Annotated in this window: 19 protein-coding genes and 1 tRNA gene; 6 read left to right on the forward strand and 14 right to left on the reverse strand. The window is 60.3% G+C overall.

What is annotated here, in order from left to right; genetic code table 11:
* Positions 1-162: 162 nt before the first annotated feature.
* Together mtaB and dapF are read right to left on the reverse strand one after the other, a co-directional pair.
* On the reverse strand, positions 163-1,419 hold the full coding sequence (gene mtaB, locus ACP15L_RS15015; protein ID WP_425084796.1) for a tRNA (N(6)-L-threonylcarbamoyladenosine(37)-C(2))-methylthiotransferase MtaB: 1,257 nt from the start codon (positions 1,417-1,419) through the stop codon (positions 163-165).
* On the reverse strand, positions 1,416-2,258 hold the full coding sequence (gene dapF, locus ACP15L_RS15020) for a diaminopimelate epimerase (protein ID WP_425084797.1): 843 nt from the start codon (positions 2,256-2,258) through the stop codon (positions 1,416-1,418). Before dapF ends, mtaB begins: the two co-directional genes overlap by 4 nt.
* Positions 2,259-2,470: 212 nt before the next feature.
* Between dapF and ACP15L_RS15025 the strand changes: the two genes are divergently transcribed.
* Positions 2,471-2,546: transfer RNA gene (locus ACP15L_RS15025), tRNA-Lys, on the forward strand.
* A gap of 343 nt (positions 2,547-2,889) precedes the next feature.
* Here the strand turns inward: ACP15L_RS15025 and ACP15L_RS15030 are convergent.
* Genes ACP15L_RS15030 through ACP15L_RS15055 form a run of 6 tightly spaced genes read right to left on the reverse strand, consistent with a single transcriptional unit; the run spans position 2,890 to position 7,329 of the window.
* Positions 2,890-3,126, reverse strand: coding sequence for a hypothetical protein (locus ACP15L_RS15030; RefSeq protein ID WP_425084798.1), 237 nt, complete (start codon positions 3,124-3,126; stop codon positions 2,890-2,892).
* Entirely contained in the window at positions 3,123-3,665 is a 543-nt protein-coding gene (locus ACP15L_RS15035) for a DUF3833 domain-containing protein (protein WP_425084799.1), read from the reverse strand. The genes ACP15L_RS15030 and ACP15L_RS15035 overlap by 4 nt, the downstream gene beginning before the upstream one ends.
* Complete coding sequence (locus ACP15L_RS15040; protein WP_170555287.1) at positions 3,662-4,279, reverse strand: DUF3833 domain-containing protein; 618 nt, start codon at positions 4,277-4,279, stop codon at positions 3,662-3,664. Before ACP15L_RS15040 ends, ACP15L_RS15035 begins: the two co-directional genes overlap by 4 nt.
* Positions 4,276-5,499, reverse strand: a complete 1,224-nt coding sequence (locus tag ACP15L_RS15045) for an MFS transporter (RefSeq protein ID WP_425084800.1) — start codon at positions 5,497-5,499, stop codon at positions 4,276-4,278. Before ACP15L_RS15045 ends, ACP15L_RS15040 begins: the two co-directional genes overlap by 4 nt.
* A complete protein-coding gene (locus ACP15L_RS15050; protein WP_425084801.1) occupies positions 5,499-6,044 on the reverse strand; it encodes a hypothetical protein in 546 nt (181 codons plus the stop codon). Before ACP15L_RS15050 ends, ACP15L_RS15045 begins: the two co-directional genes overlap by 1 nt.
* Positions 5,998-7,329, reverse strand: coding sequence for an NAD(P)/FAD-dependent oxidoreductase (locus tag ACP15L_RS15055; protein WP_425084802.1), 1,332 nt, complete (start codon positions 7,327-7,329; stop codon positions 5,998-6,000). Before ACP15L_RS15055 ends, ACP15L_RS15050 begins: the two co-directional genes overlap by 47 nt.
* Positions 7,330-7,557: 228 nt before the next feature.
* Between ACP15L_RS15055 and ACP15L_RS15060 the strand changes: the two genes are divergently transcribed.
* Positions 7,558-8,283, forward strand: coding sequence for an SDR family NAD(P)-dependent oxidoreductase (locus ACP15L_RS15060; protein WP_170692298.1), 726 nt, complete (start codon positions 7,558-7,560; stop codon positions 8,281-8,283).
* A gap of 16 nt (positions 8,284-8,299) precedes the next feature.
* Here ACP15L_RS15060 and ACP15L_RS15065 read toward each other — a convergent pair whose 3' ends face one another.
* Together ACP15L_RS15065 and ACP15L_RS15070 are read right to left on the reverse strand one after the other, a co-directional pair.
* The gene (locus ACP15L_RS15065; protein ID WP_425084803.1) at positions 8,300-9,952 is read right to left on the reverse strand and encodes a DUF6504 family protein; all 1,653 of its coding nucleotides are present in this window, start codon (positions 9,950-9,952) and stop codon (positions 8,300-8,302) included.
* A gap of 61 nt (positions 9,953-10,013) precedes the next feature.
* Complete coding sequence (locus ACP15L_RS15070) at positions 10,014-10,301, reverse strand: I78 family peptidase inhibitor (RefSeq protein ID WP_425084804.1); 288 nt, start codon at positions 10,299-10,301, stop codon at positions 10,014-10,016.
* A gap of 130 nt (positions 10,302-10,431) precedes the next feature.
* Here ACP15L_RS15070 and ACP15L_RS15075 point away from each other — a divergent pair, with 130 nt between their 5' ends.
* A complete protein-coding gene (locus ACP15L_RS15075; protein ID WP_425084805.1) occupies positions 10,432-11,544 on the forward strand; it encodes an S-(hydroxymethyl)glutathione dehydrogenase/class III alcohol dehydrogenase in 1,113 nt (370 codons plus the stop codon).
* A gap of 54 nt (positions 11,545-11,598) precedes the next feature.
* Here ACP15L_RS15075 and ACP15L_RS15080 read toward each other — a convergent pair whose 3' ends face one another.
* The 3 genes from ACP15L_RS15080 to ACP15L_RS15090 form a co-directional block, all read right to left on the reverse strand.
* Entirely contained in the window at positions 11,599-12,537 is a 939-nt protein-coding gene (locus ACP15L_RS15080) for a DMT family transporter (RefSeq protein WP_170379543.1), read from the reverse strand.
* Between the two features lie 142 nt (positions 12,538-12,679).
* Positions 12,680-13,093 carry a group III truncated hemoglobin gene (locus tag ACP15L_RS15085; RefSeq protein ID WP_425084806.1) on the reverse strand — a complete coding sequence of 138 codons (414 nt, stop codon included), beginning with the start codon at positions 13,091-13,093 and terminating at the stop codon, positions 12,680-12,682.
* 48 nt (positions 13,094-13,141) lie between these two features.
* The gene (locus tag ACP15L_RS15090) at positions 13,142-16,060 is read right to left on the reverse strand and encodes an error-prone DNA polymerase (RefSeq protein WP_425084916.1); all 2,919 of its coding nucleotides are present in this window, start codon (positions 16,058-16,060) and stop codon (positions 13,142-13,144) included.
* A 110-nt stretch (positions 16,061-16,170) separates the two neighbouring features.
* Here ACP15L_RS15090 and ACP15L_RS15095 point away from each other — a divergent pair, with 110 nt between their 5' ends.
* Positions 16,171-16,635, forward strand: coding sequence for a DUF1203 domain-containing protein (locus ACP15L_RS15095; RefSeq protein WP_425084807.1), 465 nt, complete (start codon positions 16,171-16,173; stop codon positions 16,633-16,635).
* Here the strand turns inward: ACP15L_RS15095 and ACP15L_RS15100 are convergent.
* Positions 16,632-17,624 (reverse strand): ABC transporter ATP-binding protein, encoded by a 993-nt coding sequence (locus tag ACP15L_RS15100; protein ID WP_425084917.1) that lies wholly within the window; start codon positions 17,622-17,624, stop codon positions 16,632-16,634. The genes ACP15L_RS15095 and ACP15L_RS15100 overlap by 4 nt on opposite strands.
* A gap of 87 nt (positions 17,625-17,711) precedes the next feature.
* On the opposite strand from ACP15L_RS15100, the gene ACP15L_RS15105 reads away from it, so the two are divergent.
* The gene (locus ACP15L_RS15105; protein ID WP_170459503.1) at positions 17,712-17,888 is read left to right on the forward strand and encodes a zinc-finger domain-containing protein; all 177 of its coding nucleotides are present in this window, start codon (positions 17,712-17,714) and stop codon (positions 17,886-17,888) included.
* Between the two features lie 81 nt (positions 17,889-17,969).
* The gene (locus ACP15L_RS15110) at positions 17,970-18,440 is read left to right on the forward strand and encodes a hypothetical protein (protein ID WP_425084808.1); all 471 of its coding nucleotides are present in this window, start codon (positions 17,970-17,972) and stop codon (positions 18,438-18,440) included.
* The last annotated feature ends 67 nt before the right edge of the window (positions 18,441-18,507 follow it).

An 18,507-nucleotide genomic window follows, 5' to 3' on the forward strand; every position in this document is an offset into this window, starting at 1 on the left:
CGGTTGCGGGGGTTTCTCTTTTTGAGGGGGCAGAGGGGCCAGCCCCTCTTGGCCTGCGGCCAATTCCGGGGCTCCGCCCGTTCGCGGCTGAAATCGTCCACTGGACAATTTCTTTTTCGCCACTCACCCCAACGGGGTATTTTTGGCCAGATGAAGAGCGGATCAGGCTTGCAATTGGGTTTCTGTTTGCCCGGTAATCGTCGCCGTGACGATCTGACCTTCGGGATGGGCGGTGTCGAAACTGACCTCAGTGAATTGTTCGGTGCGGCCCATATGTGGGTTCTCCATCAGGATGTGATGGGTTTGACCGATCTGGGCTGATAGATGTTTGGCGACCTGCGCCTCCCCGGCCTTGCGCAGACGGGCGGCGCGGTCCTTGATGATCTTGCCATTGACCTGCTGCGGGATGCGCGCTGCTGGCGTGCCTTCGCGCTTGGAGTAAGGGAAGACGTGCAGCCAGGTCAGGTTGCAGTCTGTAACCAGCTTGAGGGAGTTTGCAAAATGCGCCTCGGTTTCCGTGGGGAAGCCAGCGATTATGTCGGCACCAAAGGTCATGTCGGGGCGCAGGTTGCGCGCCTCTTCGGTGAAACGGATGGCGTCATCGCGCATGTGGCGGCGTTTCATCCGTTTCAGGATCAGGTTGTCGCCATGCTGTAGGGACAGGTGCAGATGCGGCATCAGTCGCGGCTCGGTCGCGATGGCCTGCATCAGGTTTTCGTCTACCTCGATCGAATCGATCGAGCTGATGCGCAGGCGGGGTAGATCGGGCACGAGTTTCAGAATGCGCATGACCAGATCGCCCAGTTTGGGCTGAGCAGGCAGGTCAGCGCCCCATGAGGTCAGATCAACACCGGTCAGGACGACCTCGTTATAGCCTTTGTCGACCAGCCGTTTGATCTGATCCACAACCACTCCAGCCGGCACACTGCGAGAGTTCCCGCGGCCATAGGGGATAATGCAGAAGGTGCAGCGATGGTCGCAGCCATTCTGGACCTGCACATATGCGCGTGAGCGGGTGCCGAACCCGTCAATCAGATGCCCTGCTGTTTCGGTGACCGACATGATGTCATCGACCTGAACGGTTTCGGTCTCGCCGATGAAATCAGCCGCCATGCCTTTCCAGGTGTCAGGCTGCATTTTCTCGGTATTGCCGATCACGGCATCAACCTCGTCCATGGCCGAGAAGGTCTGCGGTTCCGTCTGCGCGGCGCATCCGGTCACGATCAGGCGTGCATTGGGGTTTTCGCGGCGCAGCTTGCGAATCTCTTGCCGGGCCTTGCGAACCGCCTCGGCTGTCACGGCGCAGGTGTTGACGATCACTGCATCTTGCAGACCCGCTTGCTGAGACAGCTCTTTCATCGCCTCAGTCTCATAGGCGTTCAGGCGACAGCCCAGAGTGGTGAATTTGGGGGCGCTCATCCCAGTGACCTCAGGAATTCTGGGGTCAGAGTGCCTGAGAAAACATGGCAGGTCGGCCCGGTCATCCAGACGCCATCATCGCGCCAGTCGATCCAGATTGTGCCGCCGTCCAGCTCGATCTGCACCTTGCGCCCCGTCAGACCGCGCCGGGCCGCAGCAACGGCCGTGGCGCAGGACGAAGACCCTGAAGCCAGCGTGATGCCCACACCCCGCTCCCAGACGCGCATACGGATGTGGTCCGGTCCGATCACCTGAGCCACCTGCACATTGGTGCGTTCGGGGTAAAGGGGGTGGTGTTCGTAACGCGAGCCGAACTCGGCCAGGTGGATCGCTTCGGCGTCGTCCACGAAAAACGTGCAATGGGGGTTGCCCATGCCTGTTGCCGAGGGCGCGCCCTCAATCGGCAGTTCCAGCGTGTCCATCTCTTCGGCAAGCGGAATGTCCTGCCAGTCTAACTGGGGTTGCCCCATATTGACCGAGGTCAGGCCGTTGCCTGCATCCTTCGCGTATAGCGTGCCGCGTTCGGTCGTCAGGGTCAGGTCTGTTTTGCCACTCTCTTCCATCAGGAAACGGGCGATACACCTTGTGGCGTTCCCGCAAGCGGCCGAGGTCGACCCGTCCGCGTTGTAGAACACGAGATGCACGTCGGCCGCTCCGTTTTCGATCACGGCCAACTGATCGAATCCCACGCCAAACTGCCGGTGTCCGATTCCCTTTGCCAATGCAGCGCTGATCGGTGTCGCCTGCGCGCGCGCGTCGACAATGACGAAGTCATTGCCCAGCCCGTGCATCTTCATGAAGGGCAAACCGGTATCGAGTCTCTGTTGCATGGCGGGCATATAACGTTGGTCCTGCGATGAATCCACCCTGTGGTGACGATTCCTGAAAAAAGGGCTTGACCCCCCTGCGCCACCTGCCTAATTAGGCCGCCTATCGTGTCGCCGGAAACACTGATTACGCTGGCGAAACGAGGTGCAAAATAAGGTCTTGAACCCGGTTGGGAAAATGCCTTAAAGAGCGCCACGGATCGTAAAGATCCAGACAATAGAGTGGGCCGTTAGCTCAGTTGGTAGAGCAACTGACTTTTAATCAGTGGGTCGCAGGTTCGAATCCTGCACGGCTCACCACTTTTTTCAGAGAGATCGAAGGAGTGGATGAGAGTGCTTTTCGCCTATAGCGGGAGACTTGTATCCAAGCGAAACATTTGTGTGTCCATGCCGTGTTATCGAGGATCTGCTTTAAATCCACCAAAGCGGGAAGCGGTTGAACTGGCGGTTCCGGTCCGCAGCACCACCTTTGGTTGCTTGCATAAATTACACATATATTTAAACGTGTTAATTGACGACTTTCCAGTGGATTTCCGCCTGCGGAATTCGAAAAAATTGGCAGATTCAGCTAGATTTGCTATCCTTTGGCCAAAGGGCGTCAAAAAACCCGGGGGCAAAAATCGAGCAGAAATCCGGAAAATCCTCACAGGTGGTGTGGGTAAAAATTCCCGAACATCTCAACGGCACGCGACGTGGGTTGTTCTTCTTGTGGGCCGAGGTCGAGCGCGCTCAGGTGAAAGCCAAAGCTGCGCCACCGCCCTCTGAGCCGCGTCAGCCCGAGTCGAACAAGATGTTCGGTTGGGTTGATGAGTTTATCTTCTATGACCGCGACAGGGCTGAGCAGCCGGATCAGCGCGCCGAGGCCCCGTCGGGCCGTCACAGTTTCTCGAAGAACAGGATGACCTCGCCTATACGGACGCCAAAACGCGAAACATAGGCACGGTTCAGCAGGCGGTCATCTTCCAGAAGCCACATCCAGTCGTCAAAGTTCACACGCATGGTGCCCTCTTTGATCGGCAGGTCGATCTTGTATTTCCAGTTGAAGGTATCGCCACGCTCGATCCCTTCCGCCACACCCAACACGCCCGGCGCGGTACCGGTCCAGGTGTCTTCGCCGGTTTTGGTCAGGGTCCAGACGCGCTGTTCGGTTGCGCCATCATCGTAGAGAAAATCTTCGACCAGCGTCAGCGTTTCTCCGTCCCATTTGCCGTCGATCTCAACCGAGAAACGGCGCGGCACATTGCCCAGAACGTCCTGGAACTGACCATAGGCCACGGTTTTGCCTTCGAAGAACTCTTCGAGGTTCAGCTGCCGGTCGGACAGAAAGCTTTTGGGCACCCGCGGCTTGGCAGAGCAGGCCGCGAGCAACGTAAGGCTGGCGATTGCGACCAGAGAGATCAGAAAACGCAACCGGGTCATTGCAGCGGCCTGTTTTCAGCATCCGCATCATACCCGTTTGCTCCGGGTACATGCGCGGTCTGCACCTCAGGCGCTGGGCGCATGGTTGCCACCAGTTCCGCGACCTTAAGGCCGAATTTGCGCATCTCTGAGCGGTTCATGATCGCCCCGTTCTCGGTCAGGTACATCCAGTCGGTCACGTCCAGCGTGTGCCCTCCGGCGTCTTCGGGCAGGATGATCCGATAGGACAGCTTGACGGTCGAGCCCGAGATCACGCCTTTGCCTTCACCGACAATATCGTCTGCCGTGGCTGTGAACGTGTTGCCGGTGCCCAATGTCAGATACCACTTTCGGGTCATCTGTTTGCCGTTGGAATAGGTGAACCACTCGGCCAGAGTGCCTGTGTTCCCATCCCATTCGCCAACCATGCGCGCGACAAAGCTGTTCGACATCTTGCCGTTGGGGCCATAGATCAGCCCCTCGGAAAGGATATCTCCGTTCAGGTGTTTGGTCAGAGAAAACTCTGGTCCCGTTCCCGAATAGTCAGCCGGGGATTGTGAGCGAAAGCTCAAGAACCGTCTTTTGACCGCCACGACAACGAGGATGGCGAGCAAAATCACAACAAGCGTATTCATTTGGCTGGGACCTCCGTAGGCAAGGTCAAGACCATCCCGAATGCGCCCAGCTTCAGGATGCAGGGCAGCAGGGCATAGGCGAATGTGAGCGTGTTTAGAGCCTGTGCCGAGTTGGTTTGACCAGGTGAAAAGCCGCTGCGTTCCAGCAGGGGCAGGGTGAAAAAGGCAGCGAGCGCAAGGCCCAGCTTGCCAGCGAAAGACCAGATGCCAAACGCGGCCGAGGCTTTCAGCCCCGCGCGTGTCAGCACCACGGAAAACATGGCGGGCAGGATCACAATATCCGCCCCTGCGGCTGCGCCCGAGGCCAGGCAGATCAGGGCAAAGGCGGTCAACTCTCCGGCCGAAAGGGTGGCCGCGCCGATGAAGGAAGCGATGCCCAACGGCATGGCGATCATCAGGGTCTGTTTCGGGCCGATCCGATTGCTGAGCCGTGCCCAGAGAGGCACGCTAGCCCCCGCGCTGAGGAAGAACAGGATCAGCAATGGGCCGGCCATACCGGAAAGCTGCAGTTTGTCCTCGACAAAGAACAGAAAAAGCGTGGCTGTCAGGGCGACCGGCAGGCTGTTGATCAGCGCCAGAACTAACAGGCGGAGGGCGCCGGATTGTCCCAGCGCCGTGAATGAAATGCCCTCGCCCGTGATGGGTATGCGTCGCCAAATTGGTATGGTGACGATCAGGGTTAGGAGCGCCAGCGCGCCCAGAAACAGGCCAAAGGCGGGATAGCCTTGTCCCTGCGCGCCGAAGGCAACGAACAGAGCCGGGGCACTGGCGGCCAGCACAACTCCGGTCAATTGCCCGCCTTCGCGGAAGGCGGCGAGGCGCATCAGTTCTTGCGGGTCGGCCTGTTTGGCCAAAGTTGCGCTGCGGCCGTAAAGCAGGATGGTGCCCAGGCTGTAGGCCGAAAACAGCAGGACTAGGATGGCGATCAGCGCGCCGACGCTGGCCCCGTCCGGCAGGCCGAACAGCAAGGGAAACCCAACTGCCAGCCCAAGCGCCGCCAGAGCTGCAAACAGCAGCTGCGCGCCGGGCCAGCGGTCGATGGCCCAGCCGATCAGCGGATCCTGCACCAGATCGACCAGCCGGATCACCAGCAGCACGGTTCCGATCACCCCAAGGCCAATGCCCAAATTCACCGCCGCAAAACGCGGCAGGTGAATATAGAGCGGGATACCCGCCGCAGCGAGCATCAGCGCATACAGGCTGACCCGGGGATACAGCATCACTGCCCCTTCAACTGCCGTGTAAAACTGGCGGACCGAGTATTGTCGCCAAGAAAAATCGACATGAACGATTTCTTGATGCCGGTGTTGGTTAGTGTGCAGGTTTGTGCACCATTGCGCCAAAACCCAACTTTGTTAGGTCCTTCGGATATGGCCAGATAGCTGTCACCTTTGCTGACTGCTTGAAAACAGGTCTCTAGCTGGGCCTTTGTCGGCGCGGGATTGCCTTGCCTCGCCATCTCATCCAGCGTCGACTCTACAAGAGCCTTTTGTGCGAGGTTTTTTCGATAAGTCAGTTGCAACCCGAAATCCTCGGTCCAATTGAAAGCCGCTCCAGCAGGCGTGAATAGCTTGGCGTCATAGACAGGCAGGCCCAAGAACCTAAATGTCGAGCTGCCCAAAAGCTTGGGATCACTCAGTTCGCTGGACAGAGGCGACGCCACTGCCCCACCACTCGACAGTAAGGCGATCGACAGCAGCGCTACGCGCAAAGTGGATTTATTCGGCGGCCACATGGATGGCCGGATCTTTTTCAAGAATGCCATTGTCAGCTCCGGTTATGTGCGGGGCGCCGCGCAAGCGGTCGACGACATGCATCGCGCTGGCGATCCCGTCTTCGTGGAACCCGTGCCGGTTATAAGCTCCGGCGTACCAGGTGTGATTCTGTCCCTGCATGTCGCGAATCTGTCCCTGCGCTTTCAGCGCGGCTTTGTCGAAAACCGGGTGGGCGAACTCGACTTGGTCATAAATCTTGTCCTCGTCAATTTGCGAAGACGCGTTCAACGATACAAAGAGCGGATCGCTGTCCGGGATGTTCTGCAAGCGGTTCATCCAATAGGTCACGCCAACATCCCCGGCTTGTGAACGATAGGTCCAGCTGGACCAGCAGGCGCGCCGCTTTGGCATCTGGCTTTTATCACAATGCAGGATCGCGTGATTGGGCTGATAACGGATCGCGCCAAGGGCCGCGGCCTCATCCGCCGTGGCGTTGTCGCCCAAAATGGCCAGCGATTGGTCCGAGTGGGTCGCAAGGATGATCTCGTCAAACTGATCGGCGTCGCCCTGGCTAGTGACCGTGACGCCGGTCTCATTCCGCTGTACGTGATCTACCGGAGCCGCCAGACGGATGTCGCATCCGCGCGACCGTAGCGCGGCATCTATCCGGCGCACATACTCGATACTGCCGCCTTTGACTGTGTACCACTGATGCTGGTTGGCGCGCCCACTGGCCAGCAGGGCGTGGTTGCGGAAGAACTGCACCAGCGAGCGAGCCGGAAACTGATCCACAAATTCAACCGGCGTGGACCAGATCGCGCCGCACATCGGCATCAGGTAGTTGTGGCGGAACCAATGACCCAGACGCATCTGGTCCACCAGTTCTCCGATGGTTGTGTCATCATCCTTCGCCGCATCCGGGGCCTCTTTACTGAAGCGCAGAATGTCCGAGATCATCTTGTAGTAAGACGGGCGCAGCAGGTTGCGTTTCTGGGCTGTCAGAGTGCGCAGCGTGTTCAACCCGTATTCAATGCGACCATTGTCGATGGTCGCGCCAAAGCTCATCTCGCTTTTCTCGACAGGGACGTTCAGCTCATCAAACAGCTTGGTCAGGTGGGGGTAGGTCGCGTAGTTGAAGACGATAAAGCCGGTATCGACCGGTTGGTCTCCGTTCTTGCCCGCCATCACAGTTCGGGCATGCCCACCAAGGCGCGGTTCGGCCTCGTAAACGGTAATATCGTGCTGTTCTGAAAGGTAGTAAGCTGCGGAAAGTCCTGAAATGCCTGCACCTATGACTGCGATTTTCTTGCGCTCGCCTCGCGTTTCGTCGAACATGTGATCCCCTTAAGTGCGACATTTATCTAGGGATACGTAGCAGGTTCTGACGCGGATCAATCAGGTTCGATTATATTTCCCAACGCACTATATTGTGACTTCGTGGCAAAATTCACTCAGCTGGGGATGATCCGACCTGTTGGCTTGGTCGTAAAATACACATGATAGCTGAAGCAGAACCGAAACCGCGCGCAGGGCGCTGTTTCATGGTTCCACGATAGGGCAGGCATGACCGGTTTCGAAGGAAAGACGTATTGGATTGTAGGCGCGAGCGAAGGGCTCGGGCGCGCTTTGGCGCAAGCGCTCAGCGAGCGTGGTGCGCATCTTGTCCTTTCGGCGCGCAATGCGGATCGGCTGGCCGAGATCTGCGCGACCCTTCCCAATGCGCGTGCGGTGCCTTTTGACGTGACGGATCTTGAGGCCGTGCGCCGTGCCGTGGCTGAAGTCGGAGAGGTCGATGGTCTCGTCTACAACGCCGGAGCCTATGAGCCGATGCGCACCGGTGATTGGGATACCGAGGCGGTCTTGTCGATGACCGACGTGAACTACACCGGTGCCCTTCGGGTGTTGGGTGAAACCGTGCCGGGTTTCGTCAGCGCCGGACGCGGGGATATCACTCTTATCGGCTCATTGTCCGGCTATCGCGGTTTGCCTGCGGCGGTGGGCTATGCAGCCAGCAAGGCGGCGCTGGTCTCGCTGGCCGAGACCATGCGGTTTGATCTGGCGGGTACGGGCGTGACGGTTCGGATCGTCAATCCCGGCTTTATCAAAACCCGCCTGACCGAGAAGAACAACTTCAAGATGCCCATGCTGATGTCGGCCGAGGATGCGGCAGAGCGTGTGATCAAAGCGATGTCGCGCCGCCGGTTCCGCACCGATTTTCCAGCCCCGTTTTCCTGGGTGATCCGTTTGCTGGACTATCTGCCCGATATCCTGATTTATCGCGGAAAATAGACCCTAATTAGGACTTCTAGCCAAATTGCCCCTGGCAGAACCAGCCTGCGGACATGGTGCCGCCGTGGCCATAAAACAGCCAGAGCCTCTCGCCCTGTTCGGTCACCACAACCCAGTAATCGCGCACACCGCTGCGCCAGTTGGGGTCATCCAGCCACCATTCCGGCGCGATCCGTTCCGGGCCGGTGGCTTGTGCCAATTGCCAATCACGCCCGCGCCAGCGAAAGGCGGAGGGCACATCCGGGGTTTCCGGGGCCATTACCGGCTCGGGCTGCCACATCTGCAGGGGGCGCGGGCGTGGCGGCGCAGGCCAGTCTCGCGCCGGTTCGGACCACGCCGCCGCTAGCACCTGCGCGGTTTTCTCGGGGATATGCGATGCCGCAGGGTGACGCCGAGTGATGACCTCTAGCCCCACCCGTGCGCCCAGTTTGGCCATAAGGTCTTCGACGGCGGTGTTGCCCTCAAGCCGGTTGTGGGCCACACGGCGGGCCTCGGCATGACCAGCAATGGTGCGGGCGTGGATGGGTTCCGTCTGCACCGCCTCAAGCCGCAGCATGTCAACGCCATAGCCCGCGTCGATCTTGTCAATTTTCATCTCTAACAAAGGACGAATGCGGTGTTTGTCATGAGTTGGCCGGGCCAGCCCAACCTCGATGACCTCGGCCGCCTGATCTGCGCGATGGGCCTCAAGCCGCAGGGTCCGGACGCCGCGGCCCTTTTCTTCCAGCTTGGCACACAGCGTCGGCAGAATCCGGTCGATGGCGGCCATCACATCCTCGACCAACCCAATCGGATTGGGCAGAGTCATCCGCACCGCGAAGTGATGCGGCGGGCGGGCCGGAGAGACCGGCTCGGGCGCGCTGCCCATCGCCTGATCCAGCCGCAAGACCAGCCCACGTCCGAACCTGCGGGCGAGGGAGGCGCGGGGTTGGCCCAGCAGATCCCCGATCCGCCGCAGGCCCAGACGGTTCAACTGCGCAACCACCTGATCCTCGAGCCGCAGCGCCGCGATGGGCAGCGGGCTGAGCGCGCCATAAGACTGCCCCGGCGCGGCGATCCGCGCCCCGCCGCCCAAGGCCACCACCTGCGGCGCGGCCCCGCCCTTGGTCCAGTGTCGTCGCTTGCTGGCTCGGGCACGGGTGGCGCGGGCCTCTTGACTGATGGCGTCGCCGTTGCGGTCGGAGATGGCCTCTTGCCCAGCATAGCGCGCCAGCGCCCAGGCCGCGCCCAATGTGTCTGCAATGCCCATCTGCACGCTCAGGCCCATATCGGCGCAGTCGACCTCAAGCACGCGTAGCAACGCTTCTTCCCCGCCAAACAGATGCGCGCAGCCCGAGAGGTCAACGATCAGCCCGTCCGGCGATTCCTCGGCCACCCAAGGGCTGAACTTGCCTGCCCAGCGGCGCAGCGCGGTCAGGAACGCGGCCTCGGCCGGGGCATTGCGGTGCCGCGTGATCAGGGACGCACACATGGCATGTGCATCGCGCACCGGCTGGCCCACCTGCAGCCCGGCGGCCTGAGCTTCCGCGTTCAGAGAGGTGATCACCTGCATGTTCGACTGCTCGGCCACTACAGCCAAAGGCCCGACATGCAGCCCCCGCGCGGCGCGGATCAGCCGTTCAGCCCCCAGACGGGGAAACCAGAGTGAAAGTATTCGGCGTTTTGGCATCGGTAGACATCAAAATGTTCCCATTTTGTTCTTATCCGAGAATCAGCGCCGGAGTCCACGCTTACCCGCAGGTCAGGCGCTGAATGATGCCCGCCCCGTTTACGAAGACATTCAGCCGGTCGATGCGGTAGTCTTGTGTCGCAATGTCATTGGGTCCTAACACCCGCGCGCGCTCGGGCAGGTTGGCCTGAATGGTCGAAACCGGCTGGCCGATGGAATCCGCAAACGGATCGCCTTTGCAGAAGGCCAGATCGACAGGCGCAGCCTCGGGCTCAAGGTCTGCTCCTTCCAAGGTCGAGGTTTCGGCGCAGGCGGCCAGAAGGATCAGGATCGGGATAAATCGGTGCATTGGCGTTCCCCAGTATGACAATGTCGTTTCTGCAATATCAAATGTTTAGCCAATCTGCCATGAAAGTGGAGTTGAAAACACCCTGCATTTGACGCAGGGTCGGGTCAAACAAGACTGGGAGACAAGCACCATGCGCACCCGTGCAGCCGTCGCCGTTCAGGCTGGCAAACCTTTGGAAGTGATGGAGGTGAACCTCGAAGGCCCCAAGGCGGGCGAGGTTTTGGTCGAAGTAAAGGCCACCGGCATCTGCCATACCGATGAATTCACCCTGTCCGGCGCGGATCCCGAAGGCCTTTTCCCGGCCATTCTGGGCCATGAAGGCGCAGGCGTCGTGGTCGAGGTCGGCCCGGGCGTCACCAGCCTGAAGCCGGGCGACCACGTGATCCCGCTCTACACACCCGAATGTCGGGAGTGTGAATACTGCCTGCATCCAAAGACCAACCTGTGTCAGGCAATCCGTGAGACTCAAGGCAAGGGCCTGATGCCCGATGGCACCTCGCGCTTCTCGACCTTGGATGGCGACCCGATCCTGCACTACATGGGCTGCTCGACCTTCGCCAACCATACCGTTCTGCCTGAGATTGCACTGGCCAAAGTGCGTGAGGACGCACCCTTCGATAAGATCTGCTACATCGGTTGCGGTGTCACCACCGGCATTGGCGCTGTGATCAACACCGCCAAAGTGGAAATCGGCAGCCGTGCCATCGTGTTCGGTCTGGGTGGTATCGGTCTGAACGTGATCCAGGGCCTGCGCCTTGCCGGAGCCGATCAGATCGTCGGTGTCGACCTGAACCCATCGAAGGTCGAAATGGCCACCAAATTCGGCATGACGGATTTCGTTAACCCGAAAGAGGTCGAAGGTGATCTGGTGCCCTACCTGGTAAACCTGACCAAGGGCGGAGGAGACTATACGTTCGACGCGACCGGCAATGTCGGGGTGATGCGCGATGCACTGGAATCAGCGCATAAGGGTTGGGGTGAGTCGATCATCATCGGCGTTGCACCTGCCGGCGCCGAGATCTCGACCCGTCCGTTCCAGCTGGTCACCGGACGTTCCTGGCGCGGCACCGCCTTTGGCGGCGCGCGGGGCCGGACCGATGTACCCAAGATCGTCGACTGGTACATGGAAGGGAAGATCGAGATCGACCCGATGATCACCCACACCATGGGTCTGGATGACATCAACCACGGTTTCGACCTGATGCATAAAGGCGAGAGCATCCGCTCGGTGGTTGTCTACTAAGGCTCTAAACCCGTTGAATTTGCCTAAGCGGCGCGCTGTCTGGCGCGCCGTTTTTCATTCGCCGGGTCGCGATGCACCCGTATCCGATCGCGGTGACCGCACTCGCAGCACCGGCGTGTTGACCGAGGTGGTGTTCGACCGGCTTTCGCGCCAGACGACGAAGATGCCCGAGGCGATGATGACGCTTGCGCCGACCGCGACCCAGCCGTCCGGGTGTTCGCCAAAGAAGATCATGCCGAACAAGGTGGCCCAGATGATCTGACTGTATTGGCTGGGGGCCACGACGCCCGCTGGCGCGGCACGATAGGCCAGGATGATCAGATGTTGTGCGATCACCGAGAACACGCCGACCAGTGCCATCATCGCCAGATGCAGCAGCGAAGGCGGCTGGTAGACTGCCGGCTGCATCAAGCTCATGACCACGATCGCCAGCAGCATCGGGTAGAGGATCAGCACGGCCGAGCGTTCCTCATTCCCGATCTTGCGCACCAGAACAGAGCCTAACGCGCTGCAAAACGCGGCTGTCAGGGCGGCCATGTGGCCGAGCGTGATATCCGTTGCGCCGGGGCGCAGGACGATCAGAACACCGATCAACCCGACACCAACCGCGGCCCAACGTTGGACACGCACGACCTCTCCTAGAATCGGAATCGATAGCACTGTGACGAACAGGGGGAAGGCAAACAGCAGCGAGTAGACCTCGGCCAGAGGCAGGACCGAAAAGGCATAGAAAGCGCAGACCATGGATGTGACCATCAGCGCCGACCGGAGCAAGACCAGCCATGGGTGGTGTGGCAGGAAATTCCCGGTCGTGCGGTCTGTCAGGATCGTCACTGCCATAGGCACAAAGGAAAACAACGTGGCGAAGAAGATGATCTGCATCACCGAGTAGGTCCCGCCCAGCACTTTGATCAGCGCGTCATGGCTGGCAAAAACCGCGAATCCCAAAAACGCGAAACCAAGTCCCCGGAGGGTGGTGTTTTGAGTGCTCATGATCTGGCCTCAGGTGATGTCGGTGTGGTGGCTTTAAGCCGGCGCAGCCAAATGGGCTGTCTTTTCCCTGAGTAGACGCATTTTCCCGGACCGCATAGCCCCTATTTTACCGCTAACACGGCAAAGCCGCCATGTTGTGAGATCAACGCAGGATCGGCGGCGCGTCCTTGGGCTGTCGGGCGGATTGCACGCCCGCCTTCATCCCCACACCGATCCGTCGGGCCAGCGCAACCCAAGGGGTGGCGATCTCAGCGGGTAGGGTTTGGGTGGCGACCTCTTCGAACAGGTCCAGCCAACGGGCGAACATCTCGGGCTGCACGTCGGGTCTTTCGCTGTGGACGCGCTGCGGATTGCCGTTGTAGCTGCGCTCAAAAAGGATGGCGTTGCGCCAGAAGGCGGCGATCTTGTCCTCATGCGCGGGCCAGTCATGGACGTGCTTGTTGAACACCGGCCCCAGAACGGCATCCTCGCGCACGCGGGCATAGAAAGCGTGGACCTGCGCGTTGATCTGGTCCGGTGTTGCGGGAAAGCGCGGGGGCAAGGTGGGTCTGGTCATAATGGTCTCAGATTTCGACTCTAGACTGGTAGATATCCGGGGCTTAGGTCAGGCAACAGGTGTGGTTTTGTCGCGCGGCTCGGGAGTCAGCAGATGCCGGATCAGGGCCACCGGATGCGCCTTCAGGCTGAGGCGTGTGGCAACGTAATCCTCGACCACCTGTTCGCCCAATGTCATCTGCGGCAGGTAGGCTTCGGGTTCATCCAGCGTCTCGCCTTCCAGATCCTGTGAAAACAGCGGCAGAGGTTTGGCGGTCGCGATCGCCTTGGCCTGCCACAGAGCCTCGCGCCGGGTCAGGTCGCAGGCGGCGAAGGCATCAGCCTCGGCCAGACGTTCGATCACCGACGGCCCCAATCCTGCGCGGCGCCAGACGTCATCCACTTGGGTGTAGCCGTTGCCCCGTGCAGCGGTCAGCCAGCTGGCGTCTTCCTCGCTGAGGCCTTTTATCTGGCGGAACCCCAGCCGTAGGGCCAGCCCGCCATGGCCGTCGGGTTCCATTACATTGTCCCAGAAGCTGGCATTGATGCAGACCGGTCGTACCTGAACCCCGTGTTCGCGGGCATCTCGCACGATCTGGGCCGGAGCATAGAAGCCCATCGGTTGCGAGTTCAGCAGCGCGCAGGCGAAGATGCCTGGATGGTGGCATTTGATCCAGGCCGAGGCATAGACCAGCAGCGCAAAGCTGGCCGCGTGGCTTTCGGGGAAGCCATAAGACCCGAACCCTTCGATCTGTGAAAAACAGCGCTCCGCGAAATCCTGCTCGTACCCGTTGCGCTTCATCCCGCGTAAGAACAGCGCGCGGAACTCGCTGACATTGCCGTGCTTCTTGAAGGTCGCGAGGGAGCGTCGCAGCCTGTCCGCCTGTTCCGGGGTGAAACCCGCGCCGACAATGGCGATCTGCATCGCCTGTTCCTGAAACAGCGGCACACCCAGTGTTTTGCCCAGCACATCACCTAACGCGTCCGAGGGGAAGCTGACCTCCTCCTCTCCGTTCCGGCGGCGGATATAGGGGTGGACCATGTCACCCTGAATCGGGCCGGGGCGGATGATGGCGACCTCGATCACCAGATCGTAGAAATTGCGCGGCCGCATCCGGGGGAGGAAGTTCATCTGCGCCCGGCTTTCCACCTGAAACACCCCAATAGAGTCTGCTTTGCACAGCATATCGTAGACTTCGGGGTCCTCGGGCGGCAGGGTGGCGAGGGTATAGCCGGTCTGATGATGCTGTCCGATCAGGTCGAACGCCTTGCGGATACAGGTGAGCATCCCGAGGCTGAGGACATCGACCTTCAGGATACCCAAGGAGTCGATATCATCCTTGTCCCAGCAGATGACCGTGCGCCCCTCCATCGTGGCGTTCTCGATTGGGACAAGTTCGTCCAGCCGCCCCTCGGTGATGATGAAGCCACCCACGTGTTGTGACAGGTGACGGGGGAAGCCGTCGATCTCATAGACCAACATTAGAGTCTGTTTTAGCCGTCGATCTTCAGGGTCGAGACCGATTTCGCGCATCCGATGCGCCTCAAGCCCTTTGGTCGAGAAAAAGCCCCAGAGCTGTGAGGACAGGGCCGAGATCGTGTCCTCGGTCAGACCCATGGCGCGGCCGACCTCACGAATGGCACGCTTGCCGCGATAGTGAACAACCGTGGCGCAGAGGCCCGCGCGTTCGCGGCCATAGCGGTCATAGATATGCTGGATCACCTCCTCGCGGCGCTCGTGTTCGAAATCGACGTCGATATCGGGCGGCTCGTCGCGGGCCTCGGAGACGAAGCGCTCAAAGACCATCGTGCCCATCTCGGGGCTGACCTCGGTGATGCCGAGGCAGAAGCAGACCACCGAATTGGCCGCTGAGCCGCGCCCCTGACACAGGATATCGCGCGAGCGGGCGAAATGGACGATATCCCGGACGGTCAGGAAATAGGGTTCGTATTTCAGCTTACCGATCAGGGCGAGTTCATGCGCCAGCATCTTTTTCGCCTTCTCGGACGCGCCTGCTGGATAGCGCCATTGCAGTCCTTCATGTGCCAGACGGTGCAGGCGTTCGGTCGGGGTTTCCTGTTCACTACCTTCGCTGGGGTATTCATAGCGCAGTTCATCAAGCGAGAAGGTGAGCTGTTCGCTGAGGTCATGGGCGCGGGTGACCGCCTCCTCGTGAGTTTTGAAGATACGCAGCATTTCCCCCTCGGAGCGCAACCGCTGTTCGCCATTGGCCAGCGCGTCGCGGCCCAGCTCATCGACCTTGCGGCGCAGGCGGATGGCGGTCAGCACATCGGCCAGCTTGCGACGCGCGCCGTGGTGAATCATCGGCGCGGCACTGGCGAGGGTGGGGATATCGAGTTGCTTGGATTCAGTCTCTAACAAAGAGAAATATGTACTATCCGCGCCATCATAGCGAGGGTGCATCAGCAGATGCATCCGCCCACCAAAGCGGCGCGTTAGCTGTTGCGTCTGTGTCCGCCACGCGCTCGCGCCGCCCTTTGACCGGCCCGATTGTGGCCAGAGCAGCAGGTGGAGGCCGTCGGAAAACTCCAGCAGGTCAGACAGGTGCAGGATGCAATCGCCTTTTTCCGCACGCAGGCGGCCTTTGGACAGGATACGGCACAGGTTTCCCCAGCCCTGTCGGTTCAGGGGCAGAGCGGTGACGGCGGGCGCGTCGGTGAAGATCAGCCGCGCTGCCGGGATCAGGCGGGGGACCGCGTGGATCGGATAGGACGGCGGTTTGGGGATGTGATCGGGGCAGGGCGGGCCTAGGCGCGTGTTCTGCGCCTCCCACTCCAGCCGTTCGCGGACCTTGCGGGCGATCTCGCGCCCTCTGGTATGGGCACGGACGATCCCGGCGACCGAGTTGTCATCGGCAATCGCGATGGCGGGCAGGCCCAGGGTCACAGCACGCTCCATATACTCCTCGGGGTGAGAGGCCCCGGTGAGGAAGGTGAAGTTTGACGTGATCGACAGCTCGGCATACATGGCGATTCTCAATTATATTCACGTTTTGTTCTTTTTCGAGTCCTTTGCGCAGGAACCGGGTCGCTTGCGGCTGATCAGGTGGGCATGGTTGGGAAAAAAGGAGACCCAAAATGTTCAAGATCACCGCACTCCCCACTGACGAAGTTCGCGCCCTGCAGTCGGGCGGGCCGGACGCCTACGGTGCCACGCCTGAGCCGGCTGTTTCCTCCGGCGCAGGCAATCCCTGTCGTCATTGCTTACAGAACATCCCCGAGGGGCAGGACATGCTGATTTTGGCGCACAGGCCCTTTTTAGAGCCACATCCTTATGCCGAAACCGGCCCGATCTTCCTGTGCGCCAAACCATGCGAACGGTACGAAGGCGATGAAATGCCGGAGATCCTGACCTCTTCCCCCGACTACCTGATAAAGGGCTATGGTAAGGATGATCGGATCGTCTACGGCACGGGTGCCATCACGCCTACGGACCAGATCGGAGTCAAAATCGCTGATATCTTTGCCAAACCGGACATCGCCTACATCCACGTCCGATCAGCGCGGAACAATTGCTATCAGGCGCGGATCGATCGGGCCTAAAGCTTGACCCGGTGCATGCCGCGGCGCGGCTGATCCTGATCCTCGACCGGCGTGCCATCCGCACGCGATGAGGTAAGCGCAAGGAACACATCCTCGAGGTCTGCTTCTTCGGTCCGGACGTCGCGGATGCGGATATTGGCGGCACGCACCGATTCCAGAACCTGTTCGGCGCTGGTCTGGGCGCTGCGATACTGCAGCACAAGGCTGCCATCGTCGCGCAGGTTGGCCTCGACACCATCCGTCATGGGCAAAGCGGTGACGGGGCTGTCAGGGGCGATCACCATCGTCCGGCTGTCCATGCGGCCTAGCAGGTTGGCCGTGCTGTCCTGGGTGATCTTTTCACCGTGATTGATGATGGCGATCTCGTCGCACATCTCTTGCGCTTCTTCCAGGTAATGCGTGGTCAGGATGATGGTCATGCCTTGCTCGTTCAGCTTGCGCACATTGGCCCAGAGCATCTGGCGAAGCTCGATATCCACACCCGCCGTCGGCTCGTCCAGCACCAGAATCTTGGGGTGATGCACCAGCGCCTTGGCCAGCAACAGTCGACGCCGCATCCCGCCGGACAGTGTGCGGGCATAGGCCTCGGCCTTGTCGCTGAGGCCCACCAGTTCCAGAATCTCATCACTGCGGCGTTCGGCTTTGGGCACGCCATAGAGACCGGCCTGAACCTCCAACGCGCCTCGGGGGGTGAAAAAGGGATCAAGGTTCAGCTCTTGCGGCATGACACCGATGGCGGCGCGGGACGAGCGTGGGTTCTTGTCCTGATCATATCCCCAGATCGAAACATGGCCGGAAGATTTCACCACCAACCCGGCAAGGATGTTGATCAGGGTCGACTTCCCGGCCCCGTTGGGACCAAGCAAGCCAAAGACCGACCCGCGCGGAACGGTCAGGTCAACGCCCTTCAAAGCGTTTTTCTCGGGCTGGCCTTTGCCGCCGCGATAGGTCTTGCGCAGCCCTTCGATCCTGATTGCCGCATCGCTCATGTGGCTCTTGCCCCCGGTTTGCTCATCGCTCATAAACGCACCTAATGCATGCCCGCGAGGCCGACAACCAGTGAAGGATCGCCAGCCGTGACAATCGAAGCGCCGGAAACGAAGATCGTGGAAACTTCTCGTGTTGCCTGTGATGGCGGCGAAGGCGCGTTGGGACACCCGAGGGTGTGGCTGCAGATTCCGGAAGACACCGGATGGGTCGAATGCCCTTATTGCGATTGCAAATATGTCTTGAAGGGCACAGAGCAAAACTGATTGCTCGCCCAAACGGGTGCCGCCCCAATCTCGCCGCGTTTGTCATGGTAACTCTCGCTGAGACCAACGCAGGTGAGTGTGATGACCGACATAACTGCAACTGAGACTGCCAACCCAGTGTTCGGCTGGACCGGGTTTTGTCTTGCAGCGATGGCCTTGTTCGCCGCGCTGTTCGTATTTGGGGCCGGGCCTTTCGCGCCGCAGCAATCCACCGGCGTGTCACTGGGGGAGCTGGCAGCCGAGCTTGGGAAATCCACCCTGCGCGCCGCTGCAGGTCTCGAGCAGCCCGAACCTGTCGCCCAAACCCGCGATCTGGACGATTTCTTACAAATCGGTGTCGCCATGCTGGGCGGTTTGGCCATTGTCGTCTCTGTTATTGGCATTTTGCGCCATGAACGGATGCGGCCTGCCATCGCCGGAGTGAGTATTGGCGTCGGCGCTATCCTGTTTCAGTTCTTCGCGATGGCGTTTTTTGCTTTCCTAGGCGCGCTGGTCATCATGGCGCTGCTTCACAGTTTCTCGGATGTGTTTGGCAGCCTCTTTGGCGGTTAACTGACGTTCCTCACTGGTCAGTCGCGCGGCCCTGTGGCAGAACCGTCCCTGACCGACAGGGAGCACG

The sequence above is a fragment of the Ruegeria profundi genome (genome assembly GCF_049800715.1).
GTDB classification, from domain to species: domain Bacteria; phylum Pseudomonadota; class Alphaproteobacteria; order Rhodobacterales; family Rhodobacteraceae; genus Ruegeria; species Ruegeria profundi_A.

What these genes read in the sequence shown, in the direction of transcription:
- mtaB (WP_425084796.1), bottom strand. Translation starts at nt 1,419, where the DNA reads ATGAGCGCCCCCAAATTCACCACTCTGGGCTGTCGCCTGAACGCCTAT.
- dapF (WP_425084797.1), bottom strand. Translation starts at nt 2,258, where the DNA reads ATGCCCGCCATGCAACAGAGACTCGATACCGGTTTGCCCTTCATGAAG.
- ACP15L_RS15035 (WP_425084799.1), bottom strand. Translation starts at nt 3,665, where the DNA reads ATGACCCGGTTGCGTTTTCTGATCTCTCTGGTCGCAATCGCCAGCCTT.
- ACP15L_RS15040 (WP_170555287.1), bottom strand. Translation starts at nt 4,279, where the DNA reads ATGAATACGCTTGTTGTGATTTTGCTCGCCATCCTCGTTGTCGTGGCG.
- ACP15L_RS15045 (WP_425084800.1), bottom strand. Translation starts at nt 5,499, where the DNA reads ATGCTGTATCCCCGGGTCAGCCTGTATGCGCTGATGCTCGCTGCGGCG.
- ACP15L_RS15050 (WP_425084801.1), bottom strand. Translation starts at nt 6,044, where the DNA reads ATGGCATTCTTGAAAAAGATCCGGCCATCCATGTGGCCGCCGAATAAA.
- ACP15L_RS15055 (WP_425084802.1), bottom strand. Translation starts at nt 7,329, where the DNA reads ATGTTCGACGAAACGCGAGGCGAGCGCAAGAAAATCGCAGTCATAGGT.
- ACP15L_RS15060 (WP_170692298.1), top strand. Translation starts at nt 7,558, where the DNA reads ATGACCGGTTTCGAAGGAAAGACGTATTGGATTGTAGGCGCGAGCGAA.
- ACP15L_RS15065 (WP_425084803.1), bottom strand. Translation starts at nt 9,952, where the DNA reads ATGCCAAAACGCCGAATACTTTCACTCTGGTTTCCCCGTCTGGGGGCT.
- ACP15L_RS15070 (WP_425084804.1), bottom strand. Translation starts at nt 10,301, where the DNA reads ATGCACCGATTTATCCCGATCCTGATCCTTCTGGCCGCCTGCGCCGAA.
- ACP15L_RS15075 (WP_425084805.1), top strand. Translation starts at nt 10,432, where the DNA reads ATGCGCACCCGTGCAGCCGTCGCCGTTCAGGCTGGCAAACCTTTGGAA.
- ACP15L_RS15080 (WP_170379543.1), bottom strand. Translation starts at nt 12,537, where the DNA reads ATGAGCACTCAAAACACCACCCTCCGGGGACTTGGTTTCGCGTTTTTG.
- ACP15L_RS15085 (WP_425084806.1), bottom strand. Translation starts at nt 13,093, where the DNA reads ATGACCAGACCCACCTTGCCCCCGCGCTTTCCCGCAACACCGGACCAG.
- ACP15L_RS15090 (WP_425084916.1), bottom strand. Translation starts at nt 16,060, where the DNA reads ATGTATGCCGAGCTGTCGATCACGTCAAACTTCACCTTCCTCACCGGG.
- ACP15L_RS15095 (WP_425084807.1), top strand. Translation starts at nt 16,171, where the DNA reads ATGTTCAAGATCACCGCACTCCCCACTGACGAAGTTCGCGCCCTGCAG.
- ACP15L_RS15100 (WP_425084917.1), bottom strand. Translation starts at nt 17,624, where the DNA reads ATGAGCGATGCGGCAATCAGGATCGAAGGGCTGCGCAAGACCTATCGC.
- ACP15L_RS15110 (WP_425084808.1), top strand. Translation starts at nt 17,970, where the DNA reads ATGACCGACATAACTGCAACTGAGACTGCCAACCCAGTGTTCGGCTGG.